The organism is Pseudazoarcus pumilus (assembly GCF_002872475.1).
In the GTDB taxonomy this organism is placed as follows: Bacteria; Pseudomonadota; Gammaproteobacteria; order Burkholderiales; family Rhodocyclaceae; genus Pseudazoarcus; species Pseudazoarcus pumilus.
The window spans coordinates 576088-588222 of record NZ_CP025682.1 but is presented as its reverse complement, the minus strand read 5'-3'; the positions used below and the strand labels follow the sequence as shown (position 1 = coordinate 588222).

At 68.8% G+C, this 12135-nt stretch carries 13 protein-coding genes and 1 pseudogene; 9 read left to right on the top strand and 5 right to left on the bottom strand.

What is annotated here, in order from left to right; translation table 11 throughout:
* Positions 1-56 precede the first annotated feature (56 nt).
* Together C0099_RS02775 and C0099_RS02770 are read right to left on the bottom strand one after the other, a co-directional pair.
* Positions 57-779 (bottom strand): ZapG family protein, encoded by a 723-nt coding sequence (locus C0099_RS02775; protein ID WP_164084869.1) that lies wholly within the window; start codon positions 777-779, stop codon positions 57-59.
* A 49-nt stretch (positions 780-828) separates the two neighbouring features.
* Complete coding sequence (locus C0099_RS02770; protein ID WP_102246037.1) at positions 829-1344, bottom strand: DsrE family protein; 516 nt, start codon at positions 1342-1344, stop codon at positions 829-831.
* A gap of 161 nt (positions 1345-1505) precedes the next feature.
* On the opposite strand from C0099_RS02770, the gene C0099_RS02765 reads away from it, so the two are divergent.
* From C0099_RS02765 to mgtE, 5 genes and pseudogenes are all read left to right on the top strand, one after another.
* On the top strand, positions 1506-3419 hold the full coding sequence (locus C0099_RS02765) for a ribonuclease catalytic domain-containing protein (RefSeq protein ID WP_102246036.1): 1914 nt from the start codon (positions 1506-1508) through the stop codon (positions 3417-3419).
* A gap of 1041 nt (positions 3420-4460) precedes the next feature.
* Positions 4461-4979: pseudogene (locus tag C0099_RS16360) on the top strand (energy transducer TonB); the annotation flags it as partial.
* A 31-nt stretch (positions 4980-5010) separates the two neighbouring features.
* Positions 5011-5844, top strand: coding sequence for a shikimate dehydrogenase (gene aroE / locus C0099_RS02755; RefSeq protein ID WP_102246035.1), 834 nt, complete (start codon positions 5011-5013; stop codon positions 5842-5844).
* Positions 5841-6536: a monofunctional biosynthetic peptidoglycan transglycosylase gene (mtgA, locus tag C0099_RS02750; RefSeq protein ID WP_102246034.1), complete on the top strand. Its 696-nt coding sequence runs from the start codon at positions 5841-5843 to the stop codon at positions 6534-6536. The genes aroE and mtgA overlap by 4 nt, the downstream gene beginning before the upstream one ends.
* Positions 6537-6630: 94 nt before the next feature.
* Entirely contained in the window at positions 6631-8061 is a 1431-nt protein-coding gene (gene mgtE, locus C0099_RS02745; protein WP_102246033.1) for a magnesium transporter, read from the top strand.
* Between the two features lie 24 nt (positions 8062-8085).
* Here mgtE and C0099_RS02740 read toward each other — a convergent pair whose 3' ends face one another.
* Genes C0099_RS02740 through thiE form a run of 3 tightly spaced genes read right to left on the bottom strand, consistent with a single transcriptional unit; the run spans position 8086 to position 10386 of the window.
* Entirely contained in the window at positions 8086-8448 is a 363-nt protein-coding gene (locus tag C0099_RS02740) for a DUF488 domain-containing protein (RefSeq protein WP_102246032.1), read from the bottom strand.
* Between the two features lie 5 nt (positions 8449-8453).
* Complete coding sequence (hemL, locus tag C0099_RS02735; protein WP_102246031.1) at positions 8454-9737, bottom strand: glutamate-1-semialdehyde 2,1-aminomutase; 1284 nt, start codon at positions 9735-9737, stop codon at positions 8454-8456.
* Between the two features lie 22 nt (positions 9738-9759).
* Positions 9760-10386, bottom strand: a complete 627-nt coding sequence (gene thiE, locus C0099_RS02730; protein WP_102246030.1) for a thiamine phosphate synthase — start codon at positions 10384-10386, stop codon at positions 9760-9762.
* A 156-nt stretch (positions 10387-10542) separates the two neighbouring features.
* On the opposite strand from thiE, the gene C0099_RS02725 reads away from it, so the two are divergent.
* The 4 genes from C0099_RS02725 (at position 10543) to C0099_RS02710 (ending at position 12132) form a co-directional block, all read left to right on the top strand.
* Positions 10543-10695 (top strand): rubredoxin, encoded by a 153-nt coding sequence (locus C0099_RS02725; RefSeq protein ID WP_199797672.1) that lies wholly within the window; start codon positions 10543-10545, stop codon positions 10693-10695.
* Between the two features lie 135 nt (positions 10696-10830).
* Positions 10831-11220 (top strand): twitching motility response regulator PilG, encoded by a 390-nt coding sequence (pilG, locus tag C0099_RS02720; protein WP_102246028.1) that lies wholly within the window; start codon positions 10831-10833, stop codon positions 11218-11220.
* Between the two features lie 23 nt (positions 11221-11243).
* Positions 11244-11609, top strand: a complete 366-nt coding sequence (locus C0099_RS02715; protein WP_102246027.1) for a response regulator — start codon at positions 11244-11246, stop codon at positions 11607-11609.
* A 4-nt stretch (positions 11610-11613) separates the two neighbouring features.
* Entirely contained in the window at positions 11614-12132 is a 519-nt protein-coding gene (locus tag C0099_RS02710; RefSeq protein ID WP_102246026.1) for a chemotaxis protein CheW, read from the top strand.
* Positions 12133-12135: the final 3 nt, after the last annotated feature.

The window sequence follows — 12135 nt, the reverse complement described above, 5'->3', positions numbered from 1 at the left end:
ACGCAGAACGGCCCGCGCCGTGGCGCGGGCCGTCGCGAGCGTCGAACGCCGACGGATCAGTGCTTGTTGGCGGACTCGACCGCTTGCGCGTCGGCGACCGAGGTCGCGTGCGGCTCTTCCTCATCCGCGCGTTCGGCAGGCTCGTCCGGCTCTCGCGTCGCCTCGTCGGTCGGCTGTGTCGCGGCTTCGCCGGTCACACGCTGCTGCTCGGGCTCATCCTCGACCGCGGCCGGCTCCTGGCCATTCCCGGTCGGGCCGTGTTCCTCGGCCGGCGATACACGCTCATCGTCTGCTCCGGGCGTGGCGTCGGCCGAGGCACGGGCGTCCTCATCGGCATCGGCCTGGGGCTGGGAGGCCTCGGTCTCGTCACGTGCGCTGTCGTCGGCATCGGGCGTCGTCGTGGCCTGGTCACGCGGTGTGGCGTCCTCGTCCTGCGAGCCCCCCTCTCTGGGCGCGTCGATCAGCAGGGTCGCGACACGTTCGCGGAACAGGTCGCGATCCGAACCATCGGAGAGCTTGGCGTAACCCTCGGACAGGTGCTCGAAGAGGGCCTTGTAGGACCCGGCCATCGACACGAACAGCGAGGCAGTCCGGTCGAAGTGGGCGTCGACCTCGCGCTTGTAGCCTGCAAGTTCGCGGTCCTTGCCCTGAAGATCCTCTTCGAGTTCCTTGAGCTTCTGCTTTGCACCGTTGCCGTTGGCGCGGCCGAGCAGGAACCCGATCAGGGCTGCGGCCACGACGGCGACGATGACGAATGCCCACATGGCTTGTCCTGTCATGTTTTTCCTCGTTGCTGTGTGGTGGTTGCGGTGGCGCGGCTCGCCGGCCTCACTCGACCTTGATGTAGGCGAAGCCCTCACGCTGTTGCAGTTCAGCAATGCGGACCACGCCCGAGGTGACCAGTTCCACGCCGTCGTAGAGCTTGGCCGCATCGAGCCCGATCTGGCCGCGCGTGATGTCGCATACCTCGAGCTTGACGCCCTGCACCGTCTGCAGCGCCTTGAGTCGGCTGGCGTTGTTCTCGCGCCGCTCGGCCATCTCGGCATCTTCCTCGAAGGGCGTGCCCTCGAGCGCATCGTCGGTCACGAAGCGGATGCCGTGTGCGACGAAGACGATGCGCACATCGTAGTCCACCAGCTCGTTCTGATATTGCGTGACCATGTTGTTGATGCTCGTGAGCATCGCGCTGAAGCGTCGCGGATCGGCGAAGTCGGCGTGATACACGACCTTGGGTTCGGTCTCGGCGCGGGCGGGCTGGGCGGCGAACAGGGCCGACAGCATCAGGGCAGCGAGCACGACGGCGAACAATCGCCCGGGCGCGCGGGCAAGGCGAGCGGTAGTCATGATGTCTCCTTCGGAATTTCGGCGCCCGGGCCGGTTGCGCAAGAGCGCTTGCGCAGACGCGAGCGTGCCTCAGTATACGCGCAATGCCGGCACGACGCAGGCACCCGGGGCGGGCCGGCGACCCTGCTAAACTAGCACGCTCGTTTCCACATGGCGGCATGATGTTTGTCCTGTTCGAAGAAAGCGGCAGTTTCAAAACCGGCTCGGTGCTGAGCGACAACGACGCCAGCCTGCAGGTCGAAACCTCGACCGGCAAGCGCGTCAAGATCAAGAAGGCGCAGGTGCTGCTGCGCTTCGACGCGCCGGCGGCAGGCGAACTGCTCGAGCGCGCCGAACCCGAGGCCGAGGCGCTGGACACCGACTTCCTGTGGGAGGTGTGCGGCGATGACGAATTCGCCTTCGACGACTTCGCGGCCGAGTACCACGGCCACACGCCGGACCCGGTCGAGGCCACGGCGGTGCTGCTGCGCCTGCACTCGGCGCCGATCCACTTTCATCGCAAGGGACGCGGGCGCTTTCGCAAAGCGCCGCCCGACATCCTGCAGGCTGCGCTGGCCGGGCTGGAGAAGAAGCGCCAGCAAGCTGAGCTGATCGAGCGCATGCGCGCCGAACTGGTCGAGGGCCGGCTGCCGTCCGAACTCGACGGCATGGTCGAACAGGTGCTCTACCGCCCCGACCGCAACCGGCCCGAGGTCAAGGCGCTGGAAGCAGCCTGCGTCGACGCCGGCCTGTCCGCGCCGCGTCTGTTGCTCAAGTGCGGCGCACTGCATTCGAGCTACGACTATCACTACAACCGCTTCCTGTTCGAGCACTTCCCGGAAGGTGCGGGCTTTGCGCAGTTCGATCCGCCCGCCGAGCCGGACGATCTGCCGCTGGCCGCGGTCGCGGCCTTCTCGATCGACGACGCGACCACCACCGAGATCGATGACGCCTTCTCGGTGACGCCGCGCGCGGGCGGCGGCTGGCGCATCGGCATCCACATCGCCGCACCGGGGCTGGGCTTCGCACGCGGCTCGACGCTCGAGGCGATCGCGCGCCAGCGCCTGTCGACGGTCTACATGCCCGGGAACAAGATCACCATGCTGCCCGACGAGATCGTGGAGCGCTTCACGCTCGGCGCCGGGCGCGAGTGCCCGGCCGTGTCGCTGTATCTGGACCTGAGCTCGGCGCTCGCCATCACCGGCTCCGAGACCCGCGTCGAGCGCATCCCGGTGGCCGCCAACCTGCGCCACCACGACATCGAGCCGCTCTTCAACGACGCCGTGCTGCACGGCCAGGACGACGGACCGGACTACCCCTACCGCCAGGAACTCAAGCTGCTGTGGGAACTGGCCACGGTGCTCGAGGCCGGGCGCGGCAAGGTCTCGGCCAACCAGGATCAGGTCGATTACAGCTTCTATGTGGACTGGACGCGCGAGACCGCCGACGGCCCGGGGCACGTCACGATCACCGACCGCAAGCGTGGCTCGCCGCTGGACAAGCTGGTGGCCGAACTGATGATCCACGCCAACGCGACCTGGGGCAAACAGCTCGACGAGGCCGGCGTGCCGGGGCTGTACCGGGTGCAGAACGGCGGCAAGGTGCGCATGAGCACCAAGGCCGAACCGCACGACGCGCTCGGCGTGGACTGCTACGCCTGGTCCAGCTCGCCGCTACGCCGCTACGTGGACCTGATCAATCAATGGCAGATCGTCGCCACCGTGCGCGGCGAGACACCGCCGTTCGCGCCGCGCTCGACCGATCTGATGGCGGCCATGCGCGACTTCGAGCTGACCTACGCGGCCTACGCCGAATTCCAGCGCGGCATGGAACGTTACTGGTGCCTGCGCTGGCTGCGCCAGCGCAGCGAGCGCGAGATCACCGCGCGCGTGCTGCGCGACAACGTGGTGCGCATCGACCACACGCCGCTGGTCGTCAAGATCGCCTCGATGCCGCTGCAGATGCCGGGGGCGCGCGTGCGTCTGGCCATCGAGGGCAGCGACCTGATCGACCTGGATCTGAACGCGCGCCATCTCGAAACCCTGTCCGAGCCGGATCCGCAGCAGTCCGGCGAGGCCGTTTTCGAGAGCAGCTGACCGACGCACATGAGGGCATCGGCGCACGCCTCCCTGGTCGCGGCCGCTCGCAAGGGCCTGCGCGACGGCACGATCAGCCTGCCGATGCCCTTCGCCATCGTCGCCTCGCTGCTGGCGCACGCCGTGGTGTTGTCGATCACCTTCTCCGGCGCGCAGCCGACCCCCAACGTCGAACACCGCAACCTCGAAGTCGTGCTGGTCAACGCGCGGCGCGAACGCGCGCCGGAGCAGGCCGACGTGCTCGCCCAGGCCAATCTCGACGGCGGCGGCCCGGTGTCAGAGCAGGCGCTGACCTCGACGCCGACCCCGGTCCTGCCCTCCCGCCAGGACGGCAATGCACCGACCGAGCAGCGCCGCATCGCCGCGCCCGCGCCGCGCCCGCTCGCACCGGCGCCGCAGGAGGCGGCTCCACCCACCGTCGAGCCCGCCACGCAATTGCGCCCGCAGCCCTCGCCACGGCCCGAGCTCCAACCCGCGCCGGTGCGCCAGCCCCCGCCGGCTGCGCTGCCAGGACCGAACACACCGCCACCCGCCACCGCCGACCTCACTGCCGAGCCGCCACGGCCGCAGCGCCCCGCCGAGCCGACGCGCGACGCCGCCACCGCGTCGGTCGCGCTCGACGCGCCCCGACCACAGCCCCTGTCGACACCCTTCACCGCAGCGATCAAGCCGCTCGCCCTGCCCGAGCCGGCGAGCCCCTCCGCGACGCAGCCCGAGCGCGTGACGATGGCACTGAACGCGCCAGAAGCGACGCGCCAGGAACCCGAATCGAACGCCAAGACGCCTGTGCTGAACGCCGCGGACCCGCGCGAACGGCGCGCCCGCCCAGCCGCGACGGAGTCCGCCCCCCCTCCCCGCGAAGCGCCCGCCACGCCCGCGGCACAGGCCGCCACTACGCCCGCCGAACCCGCGCGAACCGAACCCGCCACCGAGCCCATACCCGAACCGACAGCCGAACCGGCGGCGAGCCAAGCGCCGGCGCCGGCCCCGGAGTCGACGAGGGCGCAGCCGGCACCCGCGGACCCGGCACCGCCGGCGCAGCCCGCGCCCGTCGCGCGTGCGCCCGAGCGTGCGGAAACGCCCGCGCCGCCACCCGAACCGCCTGCAGCGCCGGACGTGTCCGGGCTGGATCTGATGGACTCGATCGCGGCTGTCGCCAAACTCGAAGCGCGCATCGGCCGCCAGCTCGACGAGTACTCCAAGCGCCCGCGCAAGGTGCACATCGGCACGCGCGCCAAGGAATACCGCTTCGCCCAGTACGCCGAGGACTGGCGCCAGAAGGTCGAGCGCATCGGCACGCTGAACTACCCGGATGACGCGCGCGGACGCATCTACGGCAGCCTCGTGATGACCGTCGAAATCCGCGCCGACGGCACGCTCGAACGCGTCGAGATCGACCGCTCCTCGGGTCACGACGTGCTCGACCGCGCCGCCGCCCAGATCGTGCGCATGGCCGCGCCCTACGCACCGTTTCCGCCGGACATCCGCGACGACACCGACCGGGTCGTGATCACGCGCACCTGGACCTTCACCAATTCCGACCAGTTGCACACGCGCTGAGCGGACACACCGGCACCTACCGGAGCATCCCATGGACCGCTACGCCGTCATCGGCAACCCCATCGCCCACAGCAAGTCGCCCCGCATCCACGCTGCCTTCGCCGCGCAGACGGGCCAGCAGCTGGTCTACGAAGCGCTGCTCGCGCCACTCGACGGCTTTGCCGCGGCAGTAGCCGAATTCCGCCATGCTGGCGGGCGCGGCCTGAACGTCACGGTGCCGTTCAAGCTCGAGGCACATTCACTGGCCGACCGTCTGTCGCCGCGCGCCGAGGCGGCCGGCGCGGTCAACACGCTGGCCTTCGACGGCGACGGCATCTTCGGCGACAACACCGACGGCGCCGGCCTGGTGCGCGACATCCGTCACAACCTCAACTACCCGATCGAGGGCCGGCGCGTGCTGCTGCTCGGCGCCGGCGGCGCCGCACGCGGCGTGGTGCTGCCGCTGCTCGGCGAGGCGCCGGTGGCGCTCACCATCGCCAACCGCACGGTGACACGCGCCGAGGAACTGGTCGAGCGCTTCGGCCCGCAGGCCGGCGCGGCCACGCTCGACGCCTGCGGCTTCGCCGCGCTGGTCGGGCGCGACTTCGACCTCGTGATCAATGCCACCGCCGCCAGTCTGTCGGACCAGGCACCGGACCTGCCACCCGGCCTGTACGCGCCCGACGCGCTCGCCTACGACATGATGTACGGACGCGGCGACACGCCCTTCATGCGCGCGGCGCGACGCGACGGGGCGGCACGCACGGCCGACGGCCTGGGCATGCTGGTCGAACAGGCCGCCGAGAGCTTTCGCCTGTGGCGCGGCGTGCGCCCGGACACCGCGCCGGTACTGGAGGCCCTGCGCGCCGAGATCATGGCGGCATGAAACGCCTGATGCGCCGCGTGTGGCTCGCCCTGGCCGCGCTGGTACTCGTACTGGCGCTGCTACAGGGCTGGTTTCTGGTCCACGTGCTGTGGTGGCGCGACCACGATCCGGCGACGACCAGCTTCATGCAGCTGCGCCTGGCCGAACTGCGCGAGCACGATGCACGCGCGACGCTGGACCAGCGCTGGGTGCCCTTCGACCGCATTTCGCCGCATCTGAAACGCGCCGTGGTGGCGGCCGAGGACGACCGCTTCATGGACCACTACGGCATCGACTGGACCGGCATCCAGCGCGCCATCGAACGCAACCGAGACCGTGGCGGCGCGGTGGCCGGCGGCTCGACGATCACCCAGCAGCTGGCCAAGAACCTCTTCCTGTCGCCCTCGCGCAGCTACTGGCGCAAGGGGCAGGAGGCGATCATCGCGGTGATGCTCGAGGCCGCCTGGAGCAAGCGGCGCATCCTCGAGGTCTATCTCAACGTGGTCGAGTGGGGCGACGGCATCTTCGGCGCCGAGGCCGCGGCACGTCACCACTACGGCATCTCGGCCGACCGCCTGGGGCCGGTCGAAGCCACGCAGATGGCCGTGATGCTGCCCAACCCGCGCCACTACGCCGAATCCTTCGGCCCGCGCCTAGAGACCATCGCCGAGAGCGTGCGTGCACGCATGGTGCATACGCGCATCCCGGAATAGGCCGCGCGCAGAGCGCGGTCGCGCCGCACCGCACAAGTCCGTAAAATCGCGCCAGCAGCCTGCCTGCGCTCCGACCCACGCGCCCGAGTCCCCCATGTCCGCCGAAGAGCAAGAGCACTCCCCCGACGACGTCCAGCAGCACCTGCGCATGGTGCAGGAGTTGCTTGCGCGCCAGCGGCTCGGCGAAGACCTGGCCAACCGCCAGGAGGCCGGAGAAGGCATCCTGCAACGCGAGCATCTGGAGGAAATGCGGGAATTGCTCGAGGGCATGCACCCGGCCGACATCGCCTTCGTGCTCGAGGCGCTGCCGCTGGAAGACCGCCTCTTCGTCTGGAATCTGGTCAAGGCCGAGCGCGACGGCGAGATCCTGCTCGAAGTCTCGGACGCGGTGCGCGAGTCGCTCATCGAGACCATGGAGCCCGAGGAGCTCAAGGCCGCCGCCGAGAGCCTGGACGCGGACGAGCTGGCCGACCTCGCGCCGAACCTGCCCCCCGAAGTCATCCAGGACGTCTACCAGTCGCTCGACCCGGAGGGCCGCGAGCAGTTGCGCGCGGCCATGTCCTACCCCGAGGACACGGTGGGCGCGCTGATGGACTTCGACATGGTCACGGTGCGCGAGGACGTCACGCTGGAAGTGGTGCTGCGTTACCTGCGCCGCTTCGAGGAGCTGCCCGACCACACCGACAAGCTCTTCGTGGTCGACCGCGACGAGCACCTGCGCGGCATCCTGACCCTGGAGAACCTGCTCATCCACGACCCGGAAATGGAAGTGGCCGAGGTCATGGGCACCGAGCCGGTGATCAGCTTCATCCCCGAAGACGACGCCGGCGACGCAGCCCAGGCCTTCGAGCGCTACGACCTCGTGTCCGCCCCGGTGGTCGATTCGGAAAAGCGCGTGATCGGTCGCCTCACCGTGGCCGACATGGTCGACTACATCCGCGAGGAAGGCGAGCAGGAGATCCTCAGCAACGCCGGCCTGCGCGAGGAGGAGGACATCTTCGCCTCGGTGTGGGATTCGGTGAAGAACCGCTGGGCATGGCTGGCCATCAACCTGGTCACGGCGGTCTTCGCCTCGCGCGTGATCGGCCTGTTCGAAGGCTCCATCGAGAAGCTCGTCGCGCTGGCCGCACTGATGCCGATCATCGCCGGCATCGGCGGCAACTCGGGCAACCAGACCATCACGATGATCGTGCGCGCCATCGCCATGGGCCAGATCGAACCCAGCGCGATGCGCCGGCTGTTGCGCAAGGAAATAGGCGTGGCGCTGTTCAACGGCGTGGTGTGGGGCGGCTTTCTGGGCGCGATGGCGTGGTGGCTCTACGGCAACTGGCAACTGGGCGTGGTGATGACCAGCGCGATGACGCTCAACCTGCTGCTTGCCGCCAGCGCGGGCGTCATCATCCCGATGATGCGCATGCGCATGGGCAAGGACCCGGCACTGGGCGGCTCGGTGATGATCACCGCGCTCACCGATTCGGGCGGCTTCTTCATCTTCCTCGGGCTGGCGACGATCTTCCTGCTGTAGCCTCGCCGGCATGGCGATCACGCACTACGCCCGCCGCCTGCCGCTTTCGAGGTATTCCTTCAGCGCCACTGCATTGTTGTGCCGCTCGTCACGCGCCGCGAACAGCAAGGTGACGCGCCCGCGCAGCGCCCGCAGCGGCTCCAGCGCCGCTGCACGCGCGTCGAGCTCGGCAAAGTAGCGACGGCGAAATTCGTCCCAGCGATCGACCCGATGGCCGAACCAGCGGCGCAGTTCGGACGACGGCGCGAGATCGCGCATCCAGTGGTCGACCGCGGCGTCCTCTTTGGATACGCCGCGCGGCCACAGGCGGTCGACCAGTACACGCACGCCGTCGTCGCCGGCGGGCGCGGCATGCACGCGCTTGAGGCGATACTCGGGCTCGGACAACGCCTTCAGTCCATGGACACGAACACTTCGCGCGCGGCGGCCACGGTCGTGTCGATATCGTCCTCGCTGTGCGCGATCGACACGAAACCGGCCTCGAAGGCCGACGGCGCGAAGTAGTGCCCGGCCTCGAGCATGGCATGGAAGAAACGGTTGAAGGCCTCCTTGTCGCAGGTCGTGACTTCGGCGAACGAACCCGGCACCGTGTCTGCGAAATACACGCCGAACATGCCACCCAGCGCATCGGCCGAAAAGCGCACGCCGGCGGCATCGGCCGCGCCCTGCAGGCCGTCGACCAGGCGCCGCGTGCGTGCGGCCAGGTGGTCGTAGAAGCCGGGCTCGTCGAGCACCTTGAGTGAGGCCAGCCCAGCCGCCACCGCCACCGGGCTGCCAGACAGCGTACCGGCCTGGTAGACGCTGCCCAGCGGCGCGATGCACTCCATGATGTCGCGCCGCCCGCCGAAGGCGCCCACCGGCATGCCACCACCGATGACCTTGCCCAGCGTGGTCAGATCCGGCGTCACGCCGGTCACGCCCTGCACGCCCTGCGGGCCGACGCGAAAGCCGGTCATGACCTCGTCGAAGATCAGCACCGCGCCGTACTTCGTACACACTTCGCGCAGCCCCTCGAGAAAGCCGGGCCGGGGCTTGATCAGGTTCATGTTGCCGGCGACCGGCTCGACGATGATCGCGGCGATCTCGTCGCCGCGCGCGCGGAAAACCTCCTCGACCTGATCGAGGTCGTTGAAGTCGAGCACGATGGTGTGCCTGGCGAAATCGGCCGGCACACCGCCCGAGGACGGGTTGCCCAGGGTCAGCAGGCCCGAGCCGGCCTTGACCAGCAGGCTGTCGGCATGACCGTGGTAGCAGCCTTCGAACTTGACGATGGCATCGCGCCCGGTGAAGCCGCGCGCCAGCCGAATGGCGGTCATCGTCGCTTCGGTACCGGAACTGACCAGGCGCACCATCTCGACCGACGGCAATCGCGCGCAGATGGCCTCGGCCATCTCGATCTCGGCCTCGGTGGGCGCGCCGAAGGACAGACCCGACAGAGCCGCCTCGCGCACCGCCTCGACGATGACCGGGTGCGCGTGTCCGGCAATCGCCGGCCCCCATGAGCCGACGTAGTCGAGATAGCTCTTGCCTTCGGCGTCCCATACACGCGGGCCTTGCGCGCGCTCGATGAAACGCGGCGTACCGCCCACCGAACGGAAGGCTCGCACCGGCGAATTGACGCCGCCGGGAATGCTGCGGCAGGCGCGGTCAAACAGGGTCTGGTTGCGATCGGTCATGGAATCCTTCGGAAAGTCGTTGTCAGTCTTCGAACAAGGCCTGGATGGCCGCGGCGCGCGCGGCCGGATCCTCGGCCCGGAACACATCGGAAATCACCGCGACGAAGTCCGCACCGGCCGCGACCAGCTGCGACACGTTCTCCAGCGTGATGCCGCCGATGCAGGCCACCTGCACGCCCAGTTCGTCCCTGGCGCGACGCACCAGTTCCAGCGGCGCGCGCGGCGCATCGGGCTTGACCGAGGACGGGAACATGGTGCCGAAGGCGACATAGTCGGCGCCGGCCGCAACCGCGCTGCGCGCGCGTTCGAAATCATCGTAGCAGGACACGCCGAGGATCAAGTCGTCGCCCAGCGCGGCGCGCGCGGCGGCCGGATCACCATCCTCGCGCCCCATGTGTACACCGTCGGCGCCAACCTCCAGCGCCAGCTCGACGCTGTCGTTGACGATGAACAACGCACCCGCGGCACGGCACAACGCCGCCGCCGCGGCCGCCTGCTCGCGCCGCGCCGCCGGGTCGGCGAGCTTGTTGCGGTATTGCACCAGCGCGGGACGCCCGCGCAGTGCGTCCTCGAGCCGGCCCAGCAACTGGCCGGCATCGCGGCTGTCGGGCGTCACGAGGTACAGGCCTCGCGGCAATCGGTCGGTCATCGCGGGAAACTCCATCGGGTCGAGCCCCAAAGCCGCGCCGCACAAGGGCATCGGGCAAGTGGTGGGGCAATGAAAATACGGTAAGATGGCCCGGATTCTACGTCATAACCGACAGGAGCTCGCCCCCGCATGGCCACCCCCGAATTCAAGAAGTACATGTGTCTGATCTGCGGATTCATCTACGACGAGGAACAGGGTCTGCCCGACGAAGGCATCGCCCCCGGCACGCGCTGGGAAGACATTCCGCCGAACTGGACCTGTCCGGAATGCCAGGCGCGCAAGGAAGACTTCGAGATGGTCGAGGTCTGAGTGCGCATGCACACTGTCGCACGCCGCACCGAAACGGGGCGTTGCGGCAGGAACATTTATGCAGCATAGTCGCACCCGGATCGGCACCTGCGTGCCGACGGGCCTGCGGGCCCGCACATCGACGAGGAATGCCGCATGGACCTGACCGGACTTCGGGTGATGGTCATCGATGACAGCAACACCATCCGGCGCAGCGCCGAGATCTTTCTCGGCCAGGCCGGATGCGACGTGGTGCTGGCCGAGGACGGCTTCGATGCGCTCGCCAAGATCGCCGACCACCAGCCCGACGTGATCTTCATGGACATCATGATGCCGCGCCTCGACGGCTACCAGACCTGCGCGCTGATCAAGCGCAACGCGCGCCTGGCGGCCACGCCGGTGGTCATGCTCTCGTCCAAGGACGGGCTGTTCGACCGCGCGCGCGGGCGCATGGCCGGCTCCAGCGAATACCTCACCAAGCCTTTCACGAAGGACAGCCTGCTCAAGACTGTCGCCGAACACGCCTTGCGGGCGAAAACCGACTGAACGCCAGTAGTGGGAAGAACGACATGCCGATCAAGAAAATTCTCGTCGTCGACGACTCTCCGACCGAACGCTTCGCGCTGACCGAAGTACTCACCGCCAACGGCTTCGAGGTGGTCTCCGCCGAAAACGGCGAGGATGCGGTGGTCAAGAGCAAGGCCGAACTGCCCGACCTGATCCTGATGGACGTGGTCATGCCGGGCATGAACGGCTACCAGGCCACGCGCACGATCTCGCGCGACGAGGCCACGCGCGCCATTCCGATCATCATCTGCACCACCAAGGGACAGGAAACAGACCGCATCTGGGGCATGCGTCAGGGCGCGCACGACTATCTGGTCAAGCCCATCGACCACGCCGAACTGCTCGAACGCATCAAGGGCCTGGGCTGATCCGATGGCGCGGCGCACCAGTCTGCGGGAGTTTCAGGAAGGCCTGGCACGGCGACTCGCCGAGTCGCGCGAAGGCGAACGGCGCACGCTGCTCGGACTCGAGACGCCCGACGAGAACTGGCTGGTCGATCTCGCCGACACCGGCGAGGTCCTGCCGGTACCGTTGATCGCCTCGGTACCGATGACCCACCCCTGGTACCGCGGACTGGTCAATGTGCGCGGCAATCTGTGCGGTGTCGTGGACTTTTCCCTGTTTCACTCCGGTGACCCGATCACCCCCGCCGGCAGTGCGCGCATCCTGCTCGCGGGCGCACGCCATGGCAGCGGCATCGCCCTGCTGTTCGCGCGCACCAGCGGCCTGCACGGCCCCGACGAGTTCGGCGCCGAGGACGATGCCGACGAACAGCGCCCCTGGGTCAGCCAGGTACTGTCCGACGTGCAGGGGCGCAAGTGGCTCAAGCTCGACATCGGCGAACTGGTGCGACACCCCGGCTTCCTCGATGCCGGGGTGCTGGCAGCCTGACCG